We start from the raw sequence: 22,063 nt of genomic DNA, 5'->3' as shown, positions 1-22,063 counted from the left end.
CCGGCGCGCATTGCCCGGCTCCGCTGTATGGGCAAGGCACTCTTGGCTAAAATGCCGCGCCCTGCCCCCAGTTGCGGAACCCCTGTGAAGCACTCTCCCGACCGTCTCTTCGCCCGGCCACTCGCCGAAGTGCCGGACTTCGCCTTCAACGAGGACGTGGCCCGGGTGTTCCCGGATATGATCAAGCGCTCGGTGCCGGGTTATCCGACCATCGTCGAGAACATCGGCGTGCTCGCTGCGCAGTTCGCCCGGCCCGGCACCCGCCTCTACGACCTCGGCTGCTCCCTCGGCGCCGTCAGCCAGGCACTGCGCCGCCATGTGAAGAGCGAAGGTTGCCGGGTGATCGCGGTGGACAACTCGCCGGCCATGCTCGAGCGCTGCCGCGAATACCTGCATGCCCAGGACTCCATGTTCCAGGAACTGCTGCCGGTGGAAACCGTCGAGGCGGACATCCTCGCCCTGGCGCTCGAGCCGGCCTCCCTGGTGGCGATGAACTTCACCCTGCAGTTCATTCCGCCGGAACGGCGCCTGGAGCTGCTCGGCCACATCCACCACAGCCTGTTGCCGGGCGGGGCGCTGATCCTCTCGGAAAAGCTGCGCTTTTCCGATGCCGAGGAGCATGGCCTGCTCGGTGACCTGCATCTCGCCTTCAAGCGGGCCAACGGCTACAGCGAACTGGAGATCGCGCAGAAACGCAGCGCCATCGAAAACGTGATGAAGCCGGACAGCCTCGAAGAGCATCGCCAGCGCCTGCTGGCTGCCGGCTTTCGCAAGGTGGTGCCCTGGTTCCAGTGTCTCAACTTCGCCTCGCTGATCGCCCTGCCATGATCGACTTGTCCCCGCTCGTCCGCCGCCTCGCCGGCACCCCCCTGGCCGCCTGGGCCGACAGCCTTCCGGCCGAGTTGGACGAACGGCTGACCCGCAGCCATGGCGACCTGCAACGCTGGAAGGCGGCATTGCAGGCCCTGCCCGCCTTGACGGCCGAGCGCATCGAGCTGAATGGGCGAGTGAGCCTGAGCGGTACTTGCCACGAAGAGACCCGCGCCGCCCTGCGCCAGGCCCTGCTCGGCCTGTCGCCCTGGCGCAAGGGTCCCTTCGAGCTGTTCGGCGTACTCGTCGATACCGAGTGGCGCTCGGACTGGAAGTGGCAGCGGGTCGCTCCGCATCTGGATCTGCGCGGCCGGCGCATCCTCGATGTCGGCTGTGGCAATGGCTACTACATGTGGCGCATGCTCGGCGCCGGCGCCGACTGCGTGATCGGCATCGATCCCAACTGGCTGTTCTTCTGCCAGTTCCTCGCGCTCCGGCATTACCTGCCGGAACTGCCCGCCTGGCACTTGCCCCTGGCTCTCGAGGACCTGCCGGAAAAACTGGAAGGCTTCGATACGGTGTTCTCCATGGGCGTGCTCTATCACCGCCGCTCGCCGATCGACCACCTGCTGGCGCTCAAGGATTGCCTGCGCCCGGGGGGCGAACTGTTGCTGGAAACCCTGGTGGTCGACGGCGATGTCGGCACCGTGCTGGTGCCGGAGGACCGCTACGCGCAGATGCGCAACGTCTGGTTCCTGCCCTCGGTGGCGGCCCTGGAACTGTGGCTGCGCCGCGCCGGCTTCGTCGAGGTGCGCTGCGTGGATGTCGCCGTCACCTCCGTAGAGGAACAACGCGCCACCGAATGGATGACTTTCCAGTCTCTGCCAGACTTTCTCGATCCGACCGACCGGGGCAAAACGGTCGAAGGCCTGCCCGCACCGACCCGTGCCGTGCTGCTGGCCCGCAAGCCCTGAACCCGTTCCACCTCGCCGGCAGGAGGTGACTGGATGGCCCGCTGGCTGATGATCCTCGGAGCGGCCCTGCTGCTGCTCGGCATCGCGCTGCAGCATGCCCCCTGGCTGTTCGGCTGGTTCGGCCGCCTGCCGGGCGATATCCACATCGAGACGGAGCGCGGCGGACTCTTCATCCCCTTCACCTCCATGCTGCTGATCAGCCTGGTGGCGAGCCTGTTGTTCAATCTGTTCCGCCGTTAGCGACGCGACGCGGCGCCCACCATCAGCAGCTTCATCTCCTGCACCGCCGCCTTGAAGCCGACGAACAAGGCATGCGCGACTATGGCATGACCGATATTCAGCTCGTGCATGCCCGGAATGGCCGCCACCGGCTCGACATTGTGGTAGTGCAGGCCATGGCCGGCATTGACGATCAATCCATGACTCAGGCCGTACTCCACGCCATCGCGGATGCGCGCCAGCTCGCGCGCCGTCTCCGCCGGGGTGCGGGCATCGGCATAGCGTCCGGTGTGCAATTCGACGGCCGGTGCGCCGATGCGCGCAGCGGCCTCGATCTGCTGCGGTTCGGCATCGATGAACAGCGACACCTCGCAGCCGATACGCGCCAGGCGCTCCACTGCGGCGCGAATGCGTGCCTCCTGGCCGGCGACGTCCAGCCCTCCTTCAGTGGTCAGCTCCTGGCGGGTCTCGGGGACGAAACAGGCATGCGCCGGGCGGATCAGTTCGGCGAAGGCGAGCATCTCTTCGGTGACGCCCATTTCGAAGTTCATCCGCGTCTGCAGCACCTCCTTGAGCACCCGCACGTCGCGCTCCTGGATGTGCCGGCGATCCTCGCGCAGATGCACGGTGATGCCGTCGGCCCCGGCCTCCTCGGCATCCAGGGCGGCCTTGAGCGGATCCGGATAGCGGGTGCCGCGGGCCTGACGCAGGGTCGCCACATGGTCGATGTTCACGCCGAGCAGAATACGGTTGGCTTCAGTCACGGGAAGACTCCTTGAGATTCGTGAAGAGTTCGCGGCTGACCAGCGGCCGACCGCCGAGATGAGGCGCCAGGGCTTGGCGCATCAGGCGCTTGGCCGCGGCCAGAGCACCGGGAAACCGCCAGTCGGCCTCGGCCATCGCCAATAGTTCGCCACCACTGAACAGGCCCGGCTGCAACTGATCGACGGGCTCCAGTCCGACATCCGGCAGCAAGCGGTAGAGCCTTCGGACCTGCACGGACTGGCCGTTCAGATCGCGATCCAGGGAAAAACCATAGCCCAGCTCCACCAGCAGGCGCCATTCGAAGGCGCGCAACAGCGGCTCCAGCGGACGCCCGACAGCCAATGCGTCGAGGGTCAGGGAGTAATGTTCGAACAGGGACGGAAAGGGATCTTCAGGAGGCAGGAGACGGATCAACAACTCGTTCAGGTAGAGCCCGCTGAACAGGCTGGCGCCAGTCAACCAGCGGGGAGAGCCGTTGCTTTCCAGGCGGGCGACGCTCTTCAGCTCGCTCCGGCCGCGCAATACCAGCTCCAGCGGTACGAAGGGTCGAGCCAGACTGCCAGATTTGCCGCGCGCGGAACGCATCGCAGCACGCAGTCTCCCTTGCGGGGTGAAGAAATCCGCCAGCACGCTGCTTTCCCTGTAGGGACGGCTATGCAGGATAAAGGCAGGTTGGCTGGTCATTGTGAGGGCAGGCAGGAAAGATCCATTTCCTGCCTCTTTCCGGCTCTAGCAGTCTGCTGAAAAACCCCTTGGCCAGCATGAAGCGGCGCTTTTTCAAAGGGGAGACGAGACATTTTACACTGGGTCTTGTCTATCTTTCACTCTGAATCAGCGAATCGAATGAATTCATGACACTGAAACGAGGTCTTTTTCAGCAAGCAGCGAAATAGCCGTCAGACAATCAGCGCGCTGGTATCCGTCACGCTGTCATCGACACCGACAACCGTCACCAGAGTGACATCTGCGGCAGACCCCTTGGCTCCGTCGGCATCGACGTGCACTTCGTAAGTATTATCGGTAGTTTCCTTGAAATTGATGAATCCATTGGATTTCAAATCTTTCAAGGACATGTCGTCACCGCCGCGGGAGAAATCCTCCACCAGTGAGGAAATATCGATCACATCTCCCGAACGGAAGTCGGTAATGGTGTCGCCAGCGTCCTCGAGGCTGGTGAATACGAACTTGTCCGCACCGCTGCCACCTTCGAGCAAGTCTTTGCCAGGCCCGCCCTGCAGCACGTCATCGCCAGCAGTACCATAGAGCTTATCGTCACCGGCATTTCCGTACAGCTTGTCGTTACCGCTGTTCCCATACAGCTCGTCGTTGCCGTCACGGCCATATACCTTGTCATCCCCACCATTTGCACGGATGACATCGTTCTCTTTGGTTCCGGTGAGGGAATTGGCCTTATCGTCACCCTTCAGGGTTGCAGAAGTTGAGGAGGCGGAGGAAGTTGAGGAAGTTGAACTGGAACTACCGGTAGTGCTGCTGGACTGGCTCTCGGTATCAGTCACGGCACTGGACGCGGTGCTGGTGCTGGTGCTGGTGCTTTTCGTAGTCTGCTCCTGCAGACCGGCAAGACCGCCACCATCGGTATGAGAGAAATCCAAACCGTAGAAGGATACCTGAGCGCTACCCGAGCCGCTGCTGTCATTGACGCCCAAGTAAGCCCCGGCCTTGAAGTAAAACTTATCCGACTGCCAGACGGAACTGATCTTGCTGGTCGAAGTGTATGTATTGCCATCGGCATAGACTTCAACCGTAAGCTCGTCACTCTTGGCATCGATCTTGTAGGAGAACTTCTCGTTCAAGGACACATTGGGCTCATTGCCATTGGCGTCCTTGAGAGCGAAAGTCGTCTCGGTATTCTTGGAGCCGGCTCGGTCGTTTACAAAATAGACCTTCCCGTTTTCATAATAAAGACGGACAAGCTCCTCGTCCTGGCCATGGATCTGGCCAACGACCACCCGACCCGGGCTGCCATCGGACTTTTGCGGAACCTTGTCTACCTCGAGGGTTGCCGTCATGGTGCCACCCTCGCTGAGCTTCCAGGCGGCACGCTCGCTCCCCTTCATCTCGCGCAGTTCGGAACGCGCATACTTGGAGCCGCTGGTCGTCGCACCATTTACCATGGCAGAGAAAACCATGGCCTTGTCAGACGCATCGTAAAAATAGTTAGAGTTCTCATACCCCACAAGATTCTCTACTTCCACGGCCACACCACTGGTGCTGCCCTTACTATCAACCGGCAAAGTGAGTTTCCAGTTGCGAAGGTCGAAATAATCCGAGTTGTAAGCCATCTTTCCTCTCAATTAGTAATTTGCTCTGATCACATCCCGTGACATTGATTGAAAACACCAAGTCGGGCAGCAGGCCATAACCCCAAATTCAAAAGGGCAAAAAGTGAACTACAAGCCCAGCTAAACCGACTGGCTCGAGGCAGCCACCCAGAAAGGCGGCAATACTGGAAAATCCGAACGAGGTTTTGTACAGATTCACTCGGTCCGGCTTGAAAACAATCAGGCTACTTGGCAACCCGACAGAATAAATCAGGCACTGCCATTACCCCCAAAGCTCAGTATCCGGCACAGAGGTACCTCGGGCTCAGTCCGACGAGAATACTTGCAGAATATATTGGCGCATGCATGAAAGGCCCAGCAGCCAAGATCGTACAAGTGCGCCTGCCGAATAAACCGCATATGCTGCCGAGCTTAAAGCACGCAGCAAATGGCAAGATCGTCTTATATCGCTATACCTCTGACACACCCCAGTGACATTGAATACTCGAAAAATTTCGAGCATAGCCAGCCCGCCTCCAGCCTCGAGAAACAGGCAGGAAATCATCGTGACCAACTCATCACAAAACGACCGGCTGTAAGTCCCTATACTTGAAATATCAGGCCGAATATTCGGCAAAATTCTTTCACATAATTTTCAACAACCGAACTACACTTACCCCTAAAACGCCATCGATTCTGAACAACTTTCCCGCAGGATTCCAGTCCATTCGTCGCTTCGCTTAAGCGAGTCGATATAGCACAACAGATAGATAACTATATCGTTATGAAAAATACGGAATTCAACGAGGCTCGAACGAGAGAATGAGCAAAGAATACAGCCGACAATGATGCCATTAGGCCATAACTATTTCGTATATGTCACCATTTGCTTTCCGATGAAACATCGGAAATTACAACTCGATTTGGGAAAGTAATATGGAGAATATGCGGGAGATTTGCGCCCGATTTGGCGCGGCTTCGATTGCGGGAGAAGAATCGTCGCATGCCCCTGTAGCCCTGTCTGGAATGGGGCTACAAGACGCACGGACTCAAAGGCGAAAGGCCACCATGCGCCAGCATGCCGCAGAGTCTGCAACACGCTTCAGGAGGAATGGAGAAAGGGGAACCGAACGGGAAGAGAACAAGAAAGTTTCGCCCAATGGCGAGGAGCCCCTTGCGGGTCGTTAAGCAAGAAAGGATTAGCTATCGCGATATCCCAACGAATGAAGGGCTCGCTCATCATCGGACCAGCCGCCCTTCACCTTGACCCATAGGTTAAGCATGACCTTGGAATCGAAAAGCACCTCCATGCCCTGGCGAGCCTCCTGGCCAATACGCTTGATCCGTTCGCCCTTCTCGCCAATGATGATTTTCTTCTGCCCCTCGCGCTCGACGAGGATCAGCGCATGGATATGCAGAACCTGCCCCTGCTGCTTGAAGTCCTCGATTTCCACTGTGACCTGGTAGGGCAACTCGGCCCCGAGCTGGCGCATGATCTTTTCCCGCACCAGTTCGGCGGCGAGAAAGCGGCTGGAGCGATCGGTGATCTGGTCTTCCGGGAAGAAATGCTCGCCCTGCGGCAAACGCCCGGCGACCAACCGCTCCAAGGTATCCAGATTGTGTCCGTGCAATGCGGAAATAGGCACGATTTCGGCATTGGGCAATTGCTGCGCCAACCATTGCAGATGCGGCAGCAACTCGACTTTATCCTCGAGGCGGTCAGCCTTGTTCACCGCAACCAGAACCGGCCCCTGCACATATTGGAGACGATCGAGCACCAGTTGGTCCTCTTCGGTCCAGCGCATGCGATCGACCACGAAGATCACCACATCGACATCCTTCAGCGCAGCCGAGGCGGTCTTGTTCATGTAGCGGTTGAGCGCCTTGTCGTTCTGCTTGTGCAGGCCGGGGGTATCGACATAGATCGCCTGCACGTCGCCTTCGGTCTTGATACCCAGCATGTTGTGACGAGTGGTCTGCGGCTTGCGCGAGGTGATTGCCAGCTTCTGCCCGAGAATGTGGTTGAGCAGTGTGGATTTGCCCACATTGGGGCGTCCAACGATGGCCACGTAGCCACAGCGCAACGAGTTTTCCTCAGTCATTGCCATTCTCCACTCCAAGGGCCACCAGCGCCGCCGCTGCCGCCACCTGCTCGGCGATGCGACGGCTGGCCCCCTGGCCATAAGTTTTGTCGTTCAGCAAAGCCACTCGGCATTCGACGAAGAACGTCCGGCAATGCGGCTCACCCTGGATGTCCACCACCTCATAACGGGGCAGTTCGCAAGCCCTGGACTGGAGAAATTCCTGCAGGCGGGTTTTGGGGTCCTTGTTGGTGTCGACCAGGGTCAGGCTATCCAGTTCGCCGGCCAGCCAACCCAGGACACGCTCGCGCACCGTATTCAGACCGGCGTCGAGGTAGATGGCCCCAATCAATGCCTCGAGAGCATCGGCAAGAATGGATTCACGCCGAAAGCCGCCGCTTTTCAGCTCACCGGAGCCAAGCCGCAAATGATCACCGAGATCGAAGCCACGGGCCAGCAAGGCCAGGGTTTCGCCCTTGACCAGCCGGGCCCGCAGACGCGACAGCTGCCCCTCCTTCGCCTGAGGGAAGCGCTCGAACAAGGCTTCGCCAGCGACGAAATTGAGGATGGCATCGCCGAGAAACTCCAGCCTCTCATTGTTTCGACTGGCAAAACTGCGATGAGTCAGCGCCAGGAGCATCAGATCCTGGTTCTTGAAAGTATGGCCGAGCTTGCGCTCAAGACGGTTCAGGGATGCGCTCACGGTATGGATACACGGAATTCTTTGTCGAAATTCACCACCAGATCGAGACTCTCGATCAGGGGCTCGCGCTTTTCGTATTTTAGATGAGCACGGAACTCATTGTTTTCCAAGGTCATGTTCAACACCTCCTGCAGATTCAGATCCCACAGAGGTTGTCGACCTGCATACCCTTGCTGACATGGGCATAAAAGTCTCCGCTGCTGCGGGCCTCGCCGGCTCGATCCGTTTCGATGGCAGTGATGATCTTCTCCATGGACATATAGTCGAAATAGCGAGGAATCATCTTGAATATCGTACTGGCGAAAAATGCCACCACAGCCAACCCAGTATCGACAGGCCTTTCCGCGAATGAGGGAGTTTCATGCTCAATCTCTTTCGTCCAGCCACTGACGGTGAGACAGCCTACAGTCCAGCTGCCCCACCGTGCTGACGAATACCGCACATTTGTCGAGCGGTCAGTGGATCAGACCGACACGCGTGAAATTCGGCAAATTCTGCAGCTTGGGCTCCGGCCAGCTCATCCAGACGGCGAAGGCTTTGCCGACGATGTTCTCGTCAGGAACCATGCCCTGCATCTCGTCGGCAATCAACGGATCGTTCCAGTAACGGCTGTCGTTGGAGTTGTCGCGATTGTCGCCCATCATGAAGTAATGCCCCTCCGGCACTACCCATTCATGCGAGGGCTCGGCATTGCGCCTGCTTTCCTTGCGGATCAGGTGCTCGACATCTCCGAGCTGCTCCTTGTAAAGCACTGCATTGCCCAGAACCCCGGGCGCCTTGCCCAGTAACTGCTCGGGAACCGGGGCTCCATTGACGAACAGGCGCTTGTCGCTGCCATAGCGGATATGATCACCCGGCAAACCGACTACCCGCTTGATGTAATTGATGCTCGGATCGCTGGGGTAGCGAAACACCATCACATCGCCACGTTGCGGTTCACCCACCTCGATCACCTTGGTATCCAGTACGGGCAGACGAATCCCATAGGCAAATTTGTTCACCAGAATGAAATCCCCCACCTCAAGGGTGGGCTTCATCGAGCCCGACGGAATCTGAAAGGGCTCTACCAGGAAAGAGCGCAGGACAAGCACTATGGCCAGTACCGGGAAGAACGACTTGCCATATTCGACCAGCAACGGTTCCTTGTTGAGACGGTCCACCACACTCTGGTCAGGCTGGCCGACACTGCCCTCGTACTCGGCAACCGCCGCCCGTCGGCGCGGCGCCAGCACAAGCAGATCAAGCAGGACCAGTGCACCGCTGATCAGTACTGCCAGCACTAGTAATAGAGGGAAATTGATCGACATAGAGCTAACTATCTACCTTGAGCACAGCAAGGAAAGCTTCCTGTGGAATTTCGACACTACCAACCTGCTTCATCCGCTTCTTGCCGGCCTTCTGCTTCTCCAGCAATTTGCGCTTACGCGTCACATCGCCGCCATAGCATTTTGCCAGGACATTCTTTCTCAGCGCCTTGACCGTGGTCCGTGCCACTACCTGTCCGCCAATGGCGGCCTGGATGGCCACATCGAACATCTGCCGAGGAATCAGTTCCTTCATCTTCTCGGTAAGTGCCCGCCCCTTCTGGTGAGCCTTGTCGCGATGCACGATGAGCGCCAGGGCATCCACCTTGTCGCCATTGATAAGGACGTCCAGCTTGACCAGATTGGCAACCTGAAAGCGATCGAAACTGTAATCCAGCGAGGCATAGCCACGGCTGACCGACTTCAAGCGGTCGAAGAAATCCAGTACCACCTCGTTCATCGGCAAGTCGTAACTGATCTGGACCTGGCTACTGAGGAACTGCATGTCGCGTTGGACACCACGCTTCTCGATGCACAGATTGATGACATTACCCAGATGTTCCTGCGGCACCAGAATATTGGCGCGAACGATCGGCTCACGCATTTCGGCAATGGAAGCCAGGTCCGGTAACTTCGACGGATTGTCGACACATATCGTATCGCCATTCTTCAGCAGGACTTCATAGACCACCGTCGGCGCTGTGGTGATCAGATCCAGGTCATATTCGCGCTCCAGGCGCTCCTGGATGATTTCCATATGCAGCATGCCAAGGAAACCGATGCGGAATCCGAAACCGAGCGCATCCGAACTTTCTGGCTCATACTGCAGCGCAGCATCATTAAGCGTCAGCTTCTGCAATGCCTCGCGGAAATCTTCGAAATCATCCGAGCTGACCGGAAACAGTCCTGCATAGACCTGCGGCTTGATTCGTTGGAAACCTGGCAGCATATCCACATTGGGAGTGCTGGATAGCGTCAGGGTGTCGCCTACCGGTGCACCGTGAATGTCCTTGATGCCGGCGATGATGAAACCCACCTCACCCGCCTTGAGATCAGGCATCTCGGTGTGCTTTGGGGTGAAAACCCCGACGCTGTCCACCTGATGGACCTTACCGGTGGACTTCACCAGAATCTTGTCACCCTTCTTCACTCGGCCGTGCTTGACCCGCACCAGCGAAACCACGCCCAGGTAGTTGTCGAACCAGGAGTCGATGATCAGCGCCTGCAGCGGCGCTTCGATTTCGCCTTGGGGCGGAGGAATGACCCGGACCAGATGCTCGAGCACATCGGGCACACCCATTCCGCTTTTCGCACTGCACAAGACCGCATCGCCGGCATCTATGCCGATGATGTGCTCGATCTCATCCTTGACCCGCTCCGGCTCTGCCTGGGGCAGGTCCATCTTGTTCAGCACCGGCATCACCTCCAGCCCCTGCTCGATAGCCGTATAGCAATTAGCGACCGACTGGGCCTCTACCCCTTGACCGGCATCCACTACCAGCAGGGCCCCTTCGCAGGCAGCCAGGGAACGGCTGACTTCGTAAGTGAAATCGACATGACCGGGCGTATCGATAAAATTCAACTGATAGGTTTTGCCGTCCTGCGCCTTGTAATGCAGGGTCACGCTGTGGGCCTTGATGGTGATGCCACGTTCGCGCTCAAGATCCATGGAGTCCAAAACCTGAGCCTCCATTTCCCTCTCGGAAAGGCCGCCACAGATCTGAATGAATCGGTCTGCCAGTGTCGACTTGCCATGATCGATATGGGCGATGATGGAGAAATTGCGGATATGACTGAGGTCACTCACAGTTCAGCACTCGAAAAGGCTCGGGCGGGCTAGCCGTCAAAATGGCCGGAGAGTTTAACTGATCAATATTACCAGCGTCACGCATTACCTCTCTTGACAGGCATGAAAAGAGGGCGGTTTCACCGCCCTCTTTTCATGTCCGGGAGCCTCACTCGGCCAGTTTGAAAGTAATGAAACTGGCACGCCCCTGGCGCAGCACCCTCATGGATACCGACCGGCCTTTTGGCAACGCACCGGCCACTTCGGCAAAGGTCTTCGCCGAGTCGATCGGCTGATTGTTCAAATGGGTAACTACATCGCCAGGCCGCAGTCCGATCAATGCGGCCGGACCGTTCAGCACTTCGCGAATGACCACACCACCCTTGAGATCAAGGGATTTCTTCTGCTCAGCCGTCAGTTCGGTGACCGTCACTCCAAGGCGATTGCTGCTCTGTTCCGTGCCCGCGATACTCGGCTGAACCCCATTCCCCTCCTCCGGCAAGGCCCCGACAGTGATAGCGATGTTCCTCCGCTTGCCGTCACGCACCACCTCGAGATTGGCTGCAGCCCCGGGTTTGAGCCCCCCAACCAGATGCGGCAGATCGGCCGACATCACAATAGGATGACCATCTAGGCTGAGAATGACATCGCCGACCTGCAAACCGCCCTTGTCCGCCGGTCCATCCTCCAAGACCTGGGCGACCAACGCTCCGGCCGGCCGATCCAGACCAAAGGACTCAGCCAGATCCTTGTTGACTTCCTGAATGATTACTCCCAACCAACCGCGAGCAACCTTGCCAGTGGCCTTCAACTGATCGGCCACGCCCATGGCAACCTCGATGGGAATCGCGAAAGACAAGCCCATGAAGCCCCCCGACCGGGTGAATATCTGGGAGTTGATGCCTATGACCCGTCCATCCAGATCGAAGAGCGGCCCGCCGGAGTTACCGGGATTGATGGCCACATCGGTCTGGATGAAAGGAACGTAACTCTCGTTCGGCAGGCTTCGCCCCGTGGCACTGATGATGCCCGCAGTCACGGAATGATCGAAACCGAAAGGGGAACCGATGGCCAGAACCCATTCCCCGACTCTCAATTGGTCGGTACGTCCCAGTTTGACTGTGGGGAGATTCGAACCCTTGACCTTCAACAAAGCTACATCGGTAAGAGGATCGGCCCCGACCAGCTCGGCCTCGAGCTCACTGCGATCGGACAAACGCACGATGATTTCATCGGCATCGGCCACCACATGGTTGTTGGTTAGAACATAGCCATCTGGAGAAATGATGAAACCCGAGCCCAGGGAGTGCGCCTCACGCTGCCGCCCGTTATCCGGAGTACGCGGAAGTTGCGGAATGCTGCGCTCCAGGAACTCCCTGAAAAGCGGCGGAAGCCCCTCGAGATCAGGCAATCCCTGAACCGTGGAGCGATCGGGAAGCTTTTGCCGGGTACTGATATTGACTACCGCCGGCGAGGCTTCCTCCACCAGCGAGGTGAACTCCGGTAATTGCGCCTGCACGAAGAGCGACTGCCCGAGCAGCAGGGCACCTGCCAAAACGGAGGCGAAGGACTTAAAACCAACCTTTGACATACTTCCTCCACTCAAAAAGCCGCTTGCCTGACTTGTCCTTCGGAAGCACCAGGCAAGGCACGCAGCACCACTGGCTGCAATGTCGGATCATTCATCTGGCGTCGGCTTATTCTGCGCACCATGGCCCAAACAGAGACAAACCCCAGAAAACCGGCCGGGATCATCAACGACTCCCCGAAACCGAGCTGCTGAATGGCAATAGTGCAGACAAACAGCCCCAGCAAGGGTAACAGGTAGATCGCAAGAGTGCTGCGTAACAGGAAGTCCTCTCGGATGCCGACCACCACGGCGTCGCCGACTCGAAGCGGCATGACCGACAAGGCACGGATACGCCTGCGCCGCCTCGGTGTCTCCAGCCAGTCGAACGACCAGCGACCGCAACCGACGCTTGCAGTACAGCCAGGACAGGCGGCTTCATCCAAGGCTTCGATCCATACAGCCTCACGCTCGATTGCTACCACCCGGCCCGGCTCCTCGATCATCGATCAGCCTGTTCCTCACTTGCACGAATCGACAGGACTATACGCTCGGCCGTCCCCAAAGGAACTTCGCCGATGACGGTAACCATCATATCGCCATCTGCGGTCGATATACGCTTGGACACAACGACAGTCGGCCCCAACTGGCTGCGGGCATCCTCGACAAGAGCGCTATGCAAGGGCTCGATGAATACCGAAAAACGCGCCAAGCCATCACCGTACATCAAGTAGGTGATGTTTTCACCTGAGACGGGACTGGGCTGGGTATGCATGCTACGCAGGGTAAAACCTGGCGGCAGCCATTCGGAACGCCAGGCTCCCTGCTTGGGAGTCGACGTCTGAAGGACTTCGACAGGTTGGCAGGCAGGACCAGGCTCCAGTTTATCCTTGGTCAAGGGGGTGGATGTATCCAACTGAGTGAATTGGAGCCGCTCGAGCAGTTGGCCTTTCTCGTTCAGGAGGAGGGACTTGAGAGGGAGGGAGGTTTCTCGATCGAGATGCAGCTCGAAACCATAGCGGTATTGATCACGCGGCAATATGGTCAGTACCACGGCAGAGCGGCCGGCGACCCGGGACTCGCCAACCATCCGAATCTCATACCACTCGGCGAGCTTCTGCGGATCCAAAGGACGGGGCGGCCATGGTCCCTCGCCCTCGATCAACTGATCTGCCACGGCGCTGCTGCCGCACTTGAGTCGCCCATCGACTCGCATAACCTCCACGGGAGCGCCATCCAATCTCAAAAGGCGCTCTCTCGACTCCCCATCATTCTGGCCAGCCTGATGCCAAATGGCATGCGTGGAAAAACTGCCGTTACGCTCGTAGACAAAAACGCCTTGAAAGCTTTGCCGCTGCTCCGCCTTCAGCAGGCGGCTCAACCAATTCTGCGCATCGGCAGCCTGTACGGACATCGCCATGCTGCCAACGAGCAAAAGCAGAGAAAAAAAACGCATGCTCCTCCTCAGCGGTTTTCCAAGCTGGCCGCACGGGCATAAGGTAAAGCACTCTCGGCCCCATTCACAGACGACTGCTGCACATGTTGACGAAGATAGGTGGGAAGCCTTTTTTCATGCCATTCCGAATCCTTCCCCATGTCCTTGGAAGAAGGCTCCTGGGATTGCTCGACGCCCTCGGTGTAGCCCGCCAGAATCGGGGTGCCCTGCACCTGCGGTGCCGACAGGGAAGGTTGCGGTGCCCTCTGAGCCAGTTCGGCATCGCTCATCTCGCTCTGGTTATAGAGACGAACGCCCGCCAAGACCGCGACAGTCACCGAAGCCGCCACCGTGATGCGGCCGACGAATCCCCACGAGAAAATTCGGGCCTTGGGCATCGCCTCCGCAGCCAGGGCGGCCGAAACACCGGCAGCGATATCCAGACGCGGCTCGAGCAGATCCCTGTGCATGACGGCACGCGCCAGTTGATAACGCGACCAAGCGGCCCGCAACTCGGCATCATCCTTGGTGGCAGCGAGCACACGATGCAACTCCATCTCGTCCGCCTCGTCGTCCATCACTGCGGACAGCGATTCATACAGGGCTTCACGACTCATGATGATACCTCTCTCGGCAGACGGCCGCAGTCTTAGGTTTCCTGCAGTAATGGCTGCAGCGCTTTATCTATCGCTTCACGCGCCCGAAAAATGCGTGAACGCACGGTTCCAACCGGACATTGCATGACGCTGGCAATATCTTCGTAACTCAATCCATCGAACTCGCGTAGCGTCAGCGCCGTACGCAAGTCCTCCGGCAACTGCTGAATGGTGCGGTGCACAGTGGCCTCGATTTCATCCCTCAGCAAAGAGCGCTCCGGTGATTCGATATCCTTGAGGGCATGATCACCCTCATAAAACTCGGCATCACCTGCACTCACATCGCTGTCTGGAGGACGTCGTCCACGGGCCACCAGATGATTTTTCGCAGTATTGATGGCAATGCGATACAGCCATGTATAGAAAGCGCTGTCACCACGAAAATTGCCAAGTGCACGATAGGCTTTGATGAAGGCTATGTCTGAGTTAGCTGTTGCATGGCTACTCGCCCCAGCGCCTCCCTCAAGCAAATCAATGGATTGAGCTGCGTCTTGTAGCGTTCGAGCAGGCGGCGCCATCCCAGGTAATGGGTCAGATACTTGGTGGCCACCCCATGAAAGGGAATCATCCAGCTCTTCAGTCGGCTGTCATAGGCGTTCACGTTCTGGATGTGAAAAGGCCCATCGACCCTGCGCTTCTGGCTCGGATTGACCGGCTGATGGGTGATGCCTTCTGCCTTGGCAAAGTGGGCATAGACGGCGGCACTGTCAGAGCAAAGAATCGCATCAGCATCGATCAGGGGGCGTAGTCGCTCCCTGACATGCACGGCATCGAGCTTCTTCAGCTGAAAGTCGGCATGCTGGCCGCTGCGATCTCTCACCACCAGGACAGGAATCTGCTCGGCAGACAACCCGCGTTGCTTCGCGCTGCCTCCGCGCCTGCGAGGTGGGCGCGGCAAGTCTCGCTGTCCCTTGAAAGACTCCAGGAAGAAGGTTTCATCGGCCTCGACAATCCCGGACTCATGCTGAGCCTGGTGATCGGCGATCTGGGTCAGGAACCGGTGTCGCCACAGGAAGGCTGTGTTCTTACTGACGCCACAGTGTTTCGCCGCCCTGCGTACCGTCAGGCTCTGGGTCAACGCCTCGGCATAGCCTTGCCAGAGATGGCGCTTTCGCAGGCGCGCCATCGGTGTACCCGTCAATGGGTTGCTGGTTTTGCCGCAAAACTTGCAGCGATACCGTGGCAGGCCGCCACTGGAGCCCCACGGCTGTAACTCGCTGGACTGACAGTGCGGGCAACTGCTGGGCGTGGCGATCATCTCCTGCGGAAGGCTGCCTGGTGCCGACAGGCATGCCTTCAGCTGCTCACGCTGTTCCGGGCTGAGGTTGGAGAGCTGAGCGATCCATCGCGTGAACTGACTCGCTTTCATGATCCACCTCCCGCATGCAGAGACGCCATGATCAGCTTAGCCTGCTGCAACAGCTAACTCAGACATAGCCTTGATGAAAGCCTCTTGAGCAACATCCTGAGCCTCATGAGCATCATGCACAAAACGCACGATCAAACCGAGAATCTTGTGCTGGTATTTCAGCACCAGCAAATCGAAGGCTCGCCTGTCACCACGCTGCACTCGCTCGACCAATTGCTGATCTTGCTCCTGGTTTAACATGAATACTCCTCGTTAAACCCCAGGGGGCACAGCATCAGACGCCGGATCACTCTGTTTTCATTGACATGGGTATTAAGCAAAAGTTCCCCCTCAAAGCGAGGCTTCCCGTAGAAAGCGAACAACTCCGATGGATCAAGCAACCTGAACTACCCACAATGGAAATAGTCACTCGCTGAGCTAGACCTGCTCCTCTCCGAGCTTTCACTGTCGCCAACCGGTATGCCATCCTGTTGCAGCCGGTTATTGACTCCTGAGGGAGCTGCAGAGTTCCCCTCGCAGCCCTGCGGCCAAGTCGGCAATTGTGCCAAGCCCGACTTTTCCCTACCAGCTTTTTGTTTTCCCGGATTTTTCGATATGAGCCAACACTTTCAGCATGATGTCCTGATCATTGGCAGCGGTGCGGCCGGCCTGACTCTGGCACTCAACCTGCCGTCTCAATTGCATATCGCGATCCTGAGCAAGGGAGAGCTCTCCAACGGCTCTACCTTCTGGGCTCAAGGCGGCGTCGCCGCTGTGCTGGACGACACCGACACGATCGAGTCCCATGTCGAGGACACATTGATCGCCGGTGCCGGCCTCTGCCGAGAAGAGGCAGTGCGCTTTACGGTGGAGCATAGCCGGGAAGCCATCCAGTGGCTGATCGAACAAGGTGTTCCTTTCACCCGCGAAGACCCTACGGCACGAGACGATGGCGGTTTTGCATTTCATCTGACCCGCGAAGGCGGCCACAGCCATCGGCGCATCATCCACGCCGCGGATGCCACCGGGGCCGCCATCTTCAAGACTCTACTCGCCAAAGTGCAGGCACGACCGAACATCGAACTGCTCGAACAGCACGTCGCCATCGACCTGATCACCGAAAGCAAGCTCGGCCTGCCAGGCAGGCGTTGCCTGGGCGCCTACGTCCTCGATCGTCAGAGCGGCGAAGTCGAGACACACAGCGCACGCTTCACTGCGCTGGCTTGCGGCGGCGCAGCCAAAGTCTACCTCTACACCAGCAATCCCGACAGCGCCTGCGGCGACGGCATCGCCATGGCCTGGCGTGCCGGCTGCCGGGTGGGCAACCTGGAGTTCAACCAGTTCCACCCGACCTGTCTTTATCATCCTCAGGCCAAGAACTTCCTGATCACCGAAGCCCTGCGCGGCGAGGGCGGGCTGCTCAAGCTACCCAACGGCGAACGCTTCATGCCCCGCTTCGACCCACGCGCAGAGCTGGCACCCCGGGATGTCGTCGCCCGCGCCATCGACCATGAAATGAAGCGTCTCGGAATCGACTGCGTGTATCTGGATATCAGCCACAAACCGGCGGACTTCATCCAATCGCACTTCCCGACCGTCCATGAACGCTGCCTGGACTTCGGCATCGACATCACCCGCGACCCCATCCCCGTGGTCCCTGCCGCCCACTATACCTGTGGCGGTGTCGTCGTCGACAACCATGGACGGACCGACATTCCCGGACTCTATGCCATCGGTGAAACCAGCTTCACCGGCCTGCATGGCGCCAACCGCATGGCCAGCAACTCTCTGCTCGAGTGCTTCGTCTATGCGCGCTCCACCGCCTTCGACATGCTCGAGCAAATGGCGGACATCGAATTGCCGAGCAATCTGCCGAGCTGGGATGCCAGCCAGGTCACCGACTCCGATGAAGATGTGATCATCGCGCACAATTGGGACGAACTACGGCGATTCATGTGGGACTACGTCGGTATCGTACGCACCAGCAAGCGCCTGCAGAGAGCCCAGCACCGGGTCAAGCTGCTACTCGACGAAATTAACGAGTTCTATAGCAACTACAAGGTTAGCCGCGACCTGATCGAGCTGCGCAATCTGGCCCTCGTCGCCGACCTGATGATTCGCTCGGCCATGCAACGCCACGAAAGCCGTGGCCTGCACTACACCCTCGACTATCCGGACATGCTGCCCGAGGCCCGCGACACTATTCTGGTGCCACCCACCTACGCCGGCTGAATTTCAGCCGCACCCTCAAGCGACGATGAACATCCCGCGCCAGCGCATCGCGCGGGATGCATATGCCCCTCACCCACCGCTCCTCCGGCAGACGAAAGCGCAGAATGATCGCCAGCGGGAGGGCCAGGCTGTCCGGCCGCAACTGCACGGACTGCCAGCCTCCGCGCGCACTCCACAACTGCCAGCCTTTTGCTGTATGACGCACACCACGGAAAGCCACGGAATGGGATAGCAGGACATGTCTTGGCAGACACCAGACCGCATGCGCCAGGCACAGCGAAACACCGAGCAACTGCCCCCAGGAAGGAATATCGGCCAGCGCAAGGGAGCCCAGGGCGAGCGCCTGGACGATCAGGTAGGCCGCCAACAACTGCCGCGAGGGCTGCCAGCGGCACTCGAAGACATCACTTGGGTTGGACACGATCCAGAATAATGGTCACCATGCGACGCAAATCGGGATCGGCCGGCTCTTCCCGACGCATGAACCAGCCAAACATATCCTGATCCTCACACGCCAGCAGCTTGCGAAAACGCGCCTGGTCCTCTGCATCCAGATTGGGATAAGCCTCTTTCACGAAAGGCACCAGCAGCACGTCCAGCTCCAGCATGCCACGCCGGCTATGCCAGGAAAGACGGTTGAGTTCGATATCGTCGACCATGGAATGGGTTCCTTGAAAGAAGGGTCGCATTATAGCCACGTTGCAAGGCAACGACACCGCTGACAAGGCATGGACCGGTCTCTATGATGAGTGCCATTCCCTATCAACTGCAGTGATGATCATGGCCGACTCCGCTTTCTTTTGCCCGCTGCGCCACGAGGGTGTGCTTGCCGTTCGTGGGCCGGATGCCGATAAATTCCTTCAGGGGCAGGTGACCTGCAACCTCGATTACTTGAAGGATGGCAGCTCCAGCCTCGGTGCCCGATGCACACCGAAGGGGCGCATGGTGTCGAGCTTTCGCCTCCTTCCCGACCGGGATGGCTTTCTCTTGGCCATGGCCAGCGAACTGATCGAGCCCCAGCAGACCGAGTTGAAAAAGTTCGCAGCCTTCTCCAAGTCCCAGTTGATCGACGAAAGCGGCGCCTGGTGCCGCTTCGGCCTTCTGGGCGATGACGCTGCCCTGGCTGCCCTGGACCTGGTTCTCCCCCAGGAAGCCGGCCGGGTCGTCCGCAACGGCGAACTCGCCGCCATCCGCTTGGAAAGTGGACGCGCCGAACTCTGGGCACCAGCCGAACAGGCTGAAGCATTGCATACCCGTCTGGCCGGCCATTTGCCCGAAGCCCCGCTGGAGTCCTGGCTGCTGGCGCAGATCCGTGCCGGAATCGGCCAGGTCTACGGTGCGACCCGCGAACTGTTCATTCCGCAGATGATCAACCTGCAGGCGGTCGGCGGCGTGAGCTTCAAGAAGGGCTGCTACAGTGGCCAGGAAATCGTCGCGCGCATGCAGTACCTGGGCAAGCTCAAGCGGCGCCTCTATCGTCTGGCGCTGCCTGGCGCCGAAGCACCGGCTCCCGGTACCGAGCTGTTCTCCCCCGTACACCGCACCAGTGTCGGCGAAGTAGTCCTGGCCGCCCCCGCTGAAAACGGCGTTGAACTGCTCGCTGTGTTGCAGGAGGATGCCGTCGAGGACGGCCGCATCGCGCTAGATACGCCCGACGGGGTGGCCCTGCACCTGCTCGATCTTCCCTACGAGTTGAATCAAGAATCGGAAAACCGGCGTTAGGGCCAGCGTTCAGGGCTCTTCCGGCAGGTGCCAATCGATCGGTGTCAAGCCATGCTGTTCAAGAAACTGATTGGCTCGACTGAAATGGCCGTTGCCGATAAAGCCCCGGTGAGCCGACAGCGGCGAAGGGTGCGCCGAGCAGAGAACCAGGTGCTTGCTCGAATCGATCAAGCGCCGCTTGCTCTGCGCATGGGAACCCCAGAGCATGAACACCACATGCTCCCGCCGCTGACTGACCACTTCGATCACCCGATCGGTGAATCGCTGCCAGCCCATACCGGCATGGGAGCCGGCATTGCCCCGCTCTACCGTCAGCGAGGTGTTGAGCAACAGCACCCCTTGCTCGGCCCAGCGTTGCAGATGACCATGCTTCGGTATGTCAATGTTCAGATCGCGCTTGAGCTCCTTGAAGATGTTCTGTAACGAGGGTGGCACCGGCACGCCAGGCTGTACCGAGAAGCACAGGCCATGGGCCTGACCGGGCCCATGGTAGGGGTCCTGGCCGATGATCACCACCTTGACCTGGTCCAGCGGCGTCGAATCGAGCGCATTGAAGATCAGCGATCCTGGTGGATAGATCTCCTTGCCGGCAGCCTTCTCCCGCCGCAGAAAATCGCTCAGCTCCTGCATATAGGGCTTTTCGAACTCGTCGTGGAGTGCCTCCTTCCAAGATGCCTCCAGCCTGACACGATCCTCGACGCGGCCCATATCTTGCCCTCTTGCAAATGACTGCCGCACGCTAGTGAAGCCCCGCCGCCAAGTCAAGGCTGGGCCACAAGTGCGGCTATAAAGAGGCCCGCCCACGCAAACCTCCGGCCATCCCCACAACGCATGACGTTGAGGACGGGGTAAGGCACCGATATATCGATCATCGTGCCCCAGGAAGGGACCGACACGGGCAAGCGCACCGATCCACCGTCCTCACAAGAAAGAACGCACTTGAAAAGGCAACTGCCTCGCCCGTATTCGTCCAGACGACACGACCTAGTGTTATGACACAGCTAAATCTGCGTCATGCATAATGTCGGCATGGAACATTACAGAATCATCCTCAGTCCTCAAGAAAGAGCGCGGTTGCAAGAGCTGACAAGCAAAGGCAGGACCGCGGCAAGCCAAGTCATCAACGCCCTGATCCTGCTGGCCTGCGACCGCTCGCAAGACCAGGGGCCGCGCAAGACCAGTGCACAGATCGCCCAGATGCTGGGCGTGAGCCAACGCAAGATCGACAACCTCAAGCGGCGTTGCGTGCAGGAAGGTCTGGAGTCGGTGCTGGTGAGAAAGAAACCCCGGCGCGAATACGCCCGCAAGATCGACGGCGAACTCGAGGCACGCCTGATCGCCCTGAGCTGCGGACCTGCTCCCGAAGGTCATGCGCGCTGGACGCTCAAACTGCTGGCCGAGCGTGCGGTGGAGTTGGAATATGTAGACTCGCTGTCGTCGGAGACGGTGCGACGTGCCCTAAAAAAAACGAACTCAAGCCGTGGCGCAAGGTTGGCTGGGTGATCCCGCCGAAGGCCAGCGGGGAATTCGTGGCGGCCATGGAGCAGGTGCTGGATGTCTACAGTCGACCCTATGACGAAGGCCATCCGGTGGTCTGCATGGACGAAACGCCGCGGCAACTGATCCGCCAGGTGCGCGAGCCCCTCGAGGCGGTACCGGGGCATCCCGGGCGCGATACGAGTACGAGCGCGCTGGCACCTGCAACGTCTTCGTAGCCTGTGAGCCGCTGGCCGGGCGGCGCATCGCCAAGGTCACCGAGTACAAGAAAAGGCAGGACTGGGCGCTGTTCCTGCAGGACATCGCCCAAGCCTGGTCCGGGGCCGAGCGCATCACGCTGGTGATGGACAACCTCAACACCCACAGTGCCGCCTCGTTGTACGAGACCTTTATGCCCGAGCAGGCCAAGGCCCTGAGAGATCGCTTCGAGTTCGTCTACACCCCCAAGCATGGCAGTTGGCTGAACATGGCCGAAATCGAGATCAACGTACTCGCCGGCCAGTGCCTGGACAGGCGCATCGACTCCCTCGAGCGGATGCGCAAGGAGGTCGCCGCATGGCAGCAATGCCGCAACCAGCTCGATGCCAAGATCAACTGGCAGTTCACCACCCAGGATGCGAGGGTCAAGCTACGCAGCCTATATCCGCAGATTGAAGTGTGTTGAGATACTAGAGCATTTTTA

20 protein-coding genes and 4 pseudogenes are annotated in these 22,063 nt (G+C 59.0%); 6 read left to right on the top strand and 18 right to left on the bottom strand.

Translation table 11 applies throughout. The annotated features are described in order from the left end of the window. Positions 1 to 84: 84 nt before the first annotated feature. The 3 genes from cmoA to AVCA_RS06255 are packed head-to-tail and all read left to right on the top strand — an operon-like array spanning position 85 to position 2,024. Positions 85 to 828: a carboxy-S-adenosyl-L-methionine synthase CmoA gene (gene cmoA / locus AVCA_RS06265; protein ID WP_012700022.1), complete on the top strand. Its 744-nt coding sequence runs from the start codon at positions 85 to 87 to the stop codon at positions 826 to 828. Next, complete coding sequence (cmoB, locus tag AVCA_RS06260; RefSeq protein ID WP_012700021.1) at positions 825 to 1,784, top strand: tRNA 5-methoxyuridine(34)/uridine 5-oxyacetic acid(34) synthase CmoB; 960 nt, start codon at positions 825 to 827, stop codon at positions 1,782 to 1,784. The genes cmoA and cmoB overlap by 4 nt, the downstream gene beginning before the upstream one ends. A 33-nt stretch (positions 1,785 to 1,817) precedes the next feature. Beyond that, positions 1,818 to 2,024: a DUF2905 domain-containing protein gene (locus AVCA_RS06255; RefSeq protein ID WP_012700020.1), complete on the top strand. Its 207-nt coding sequence runs from the start codon at positions 1,818 to 1,820 to the stop codon at positions 2,022 to 2,024. Here AVCA_RS06255 and pdxJ read toward each other — a convergent pair. The 15 genes and pseudogenes from pdxJ to AVCA_RS24470 form a co-directional block, all read right to left on the bottom strand. Next, positions 2,021 to 2,767: a pyridoxine 5'-phosphate synthase gene (gene pdxJ / locus AVCA_RS06250; protein ID WP_012700019.1), complete on the bottom strand. Its 747-nt coding sequence runs from the start codon at positions 2,765 to 2,767 to the stop codon at positions 2,021 to 2,023. The two genes, AVCA_RS06255 and pdxJ, sit on opposite strands and share 4 nt — an antisense overlap. After that, positions 2,760 to 3,452 (bottom strand): DNA repair protein RecO, encoded by a 693-nt coding sequence (recO, locus tag AVCA_RS06245; RefSeq protein ID WP_012700018.1) that lies wholly within the window; start codon positions 3,450 to 3,452, stop codon positions 2,760 to 2,762. Before recO ends, pdxJ begins: the two co-directional genes overlap by 8 nt. Before the next feature lie 212 nt (positions 3,453 to 3,664). After that, entirely contained in the window at positions 3,665 to 5,071 is a 1,407-nt protein-coding gene (locus tag AVCA_RS27105) for a polysaccharide lyase family 7 protein (RefSeq protein WP_072432621.1), read from the bottom strand. A gap of 1,178 nt (positions 5,072 to 6,249) precedes the next feature. Beyond that, positions 6,250 to 7,152: a GTPase Era gene (gene era, locus AVCA_RS06235; protein WP_012700015.1), complete on the bottom strand. Its 903-nt coding sequence runs from the start codon at positions 7,150 to 7,152 to the stop codon at positions 6,250 to 6,252. Then, on the bottom strand, positions 7,145 to 7,834 hold the full coding sequence (gene rnc, locus AVCA_RS06230; RefSeq protein WP_012700014.1) for a ribonuclease III: 690 nt from the start codon (positions 7,832 to 7,834) through the stop codon (positions 7,145 to 7,147). The genes era and rnc overlap by 8 nt, the downstream gene beginning before the upstream one ends. Continuing rightward, positions 7,831 to 8,197 (bottom strand): annotated as a pseudogene (locus AVCA_RS06225) (DUF4845 domain-containing protein). Before AVCA_RS06225 ends, rnc begins: the two are co-directional and overlap by 4 nt. A 92-nt stretch (positions 8,198 to 8,289) precedes the next feature. Beyond that, the gene (gene lepB, locus AVCA_RS06220; protein ID WP_012700013.1) at positions 8,290 to 9,141 is read right to left on the bottom strand and encodes a signal peptidase I; all 852 of its coding nucleotides are present in this window, start codon (positions 9,139 to 9,141) and stop codon (positions 8,290 to 8,292) included. A 4-nt stretch (positions 9,142 to 9,145) separates the two neighbouring features. Next, complete coding sequence (gene lepA, locus AVCA_RS06215) at positions 9,146 to 10,945, bottom strand: translation elongation factor 4 (protein WP_012700012.1); 1,800 nt, start codon at positions 10,943 to 10,945, stop codon at positions 9,146 to 9,148. A 148-nt stretch (positions 10,946 to 11,093) separates the two neighbouring features. Continuing rightward, complete coding sequence (locus tag AVCA_RS06210) at positions 11,094 to 12,515, bottom strand: DegQ family serine endoprotease (protein WP_012700011.1); 1,422 nt, start codon at positions 12,513 to 12,515, stop codon at positions 11,094 to 11,096. Positions 12,516 to 12,526: 11 nt separating this feature from the next. Next, positions 12,527 to 12,997 carry a SoxR reducing system RseC family protein gene (locus AVCA_RS06205; protein ID WP_012700010.1) on the bottom strand — a complete coding sequence of 157 codons (471 nt, stop codon included), beginning with the start codon at positions 12,995 to 12,997 and terminating at the stop codon, positions 12,527 to 12,529. Next, the gene (locus AVCA_RS06200) at positions 12,994 to 13,947 is read right to left on the bottom strand and encodes a MucB/RseB C-terminal domain-containing protein (protein WP_012700009.1); all 954 of its coding nucleotides are present in this window, start codon (positions 13,945 to 13,947) and stop codon (positions 12,994 to 12,996) included. Before AVCA_RS06200 ends, AVCA_RS06205 begins: the two co-directional genes overlap by 4 nt. Before the next feature lie 8 nt (positions 13,948 to 13,955). Beyond that, complete coding sequence (locus tag AVCA_RS06195) at positions 13,956 to 14,543, bottom strand: sigma-E factor negative regulatory protein (protein ID WP_012700008.1); 588 nt, start codon at positions 14,541 to 14,543, stop codon at positions 13,956 to 13,958. Between the two features lie 32 nt (positions 14,544 to 14,575). Further along, positions 14,576 to 14,998 (bottom strand): annotated as a pseudogene (rpoE, locus tag AVCA_RS06190) (RNA polymerase sigma factor RpoE); the annotation flags it as partial. Continuing rightward, a complete protein-coding gene (locus tag AVCA_RS06185; RefSeq protein ID WP_012700007.1) occupies positions 14,998 to 15,951 on the bottom strand; it encodes an IS1595-like element ISAzvi1 family transposase in 954 nt (317 codons plus the stop codon). The gene AVCA_RS06185 and the pseudogene rpoE, both read right to left, overlap by 1 nt. 54 nt (positions 15,952 to 16,005) lie before the next feature. Further along, positions 16,006 to 16,191: pseudogene (locus AVCA_RS24470) on the bottom strand (sigma factor); the annotation flags it as partial. Between the two features lie 354 nt (positions 16,192 to 16,545). Between AVCA_RS24470 and nadB the strand changes: the two are divergent. Then, the gene (nadB, locus tag AVCA_RS06180) at positions 16,546 to 18,162 is read left to right on the top strand and encodes an L-aspartate oxidase (protein WP_012700006.1); all 1,617 of its coding nucleotides are present in this window, start codon (positions 16,546 to 16,548) and stop codon (positions 18,160 to 18,162) included. On the opposite strand, the gene AVCA_RS24465 is transcribed toward nadB, so the two are convergent. Together AVCA_RS24465 and AVCA_RS06175 are read right to left on the bottom strand one after the other, a co-directional pair. Continuing rightward, positions 18,131 to 18,583, bottom strand: coding sequence for a protein YgfX (locus AVCA_RS24465; RefSeq protein ID WP_012700005.1), 453 nt, complete (start codon positions 18,581 to 18,583; stop codon positions 18,131 to 18,133). The genes nadB and AVCA_RS24465 overlap by 32 nt on opposite strands. Then, the gene (locus tag AVCA_RS06175; protein ID WP_012700004.1) at positions 18,567 to 18,821 is read right to left on the bottom strand and encodes an FAD assembly factor SdhE; all 255 of its coding nucleotides are present in this window, start codon (positions 18,819 to 18,821) and stop codon (positions 18,567 to 18,569) included. Before AVCA_RS06175 ends, AVCA_RS24465 begins: the two co-directional genes overlap by 17 nt. 121 nt (positions 18,822 to 18,942) lie before the next feature. Between AVCA_RS06175 and ygfZ the strand changes: the two genes are divergently transcribed. Continuing rightward, the gene (gene ygfZ, locus AVCA_RS06170) at positions 18,943 to 19,884 is read left to right on the top strand and encodes a CAF17-like 4Fe-4S cluster assembly/insertion protein YgfZ (RefSeq protein WP_041807518.1); all 942 of its coding nucleotides are present in this window, start codon (positions 18,943 to 18,945) and stop codon (positions 19,882 to 19,884) included. A gap of 9 nt (positions 19,885 to 19,893) precedes the next feature. Here the strand turns inward: ygfZ and ung are convergent, their stop codons facing one another. Further along, on the bottom strand, positions 19,894 to 20,592 hold the full coding sequence (gene ung, locus AVCA_RS06165) for a uracil-DNA glycosylase (RefSeq protein WP_012700002.1): 699 nt from the start codon (positions 20,590 to 20,592) through the stop codon (positions 19,894 to 19,896). A 321-nt stretch (positions 20,593 to 20,913) separates the two neighbouring features. Between ung and AVCA_RS25930 the strand changes: the two are divergent. Continuing rightward, a pseudogene (locus AVCA_RS25930) lies at positions 20,914 to 22,045 on the top strand (IS630 family transposase). Positions 22,046 to 22,063 lie beyond the last annotated feature (18 nt).

The organism is Azotobacter vinelandii CA (genome assembly GCF_000380335.1).
Taxonomy (GTDB): domain Bacteria; phylum Pseudomonadota; class Gammaproteobacteria; order Pseudomonadales; family Pseudomonadaceae; genus Azotobacter; species Azotobacter vinelandii.
This window is presented reverse-complemented; position numbering and strand designations above follow the sequence as displayed.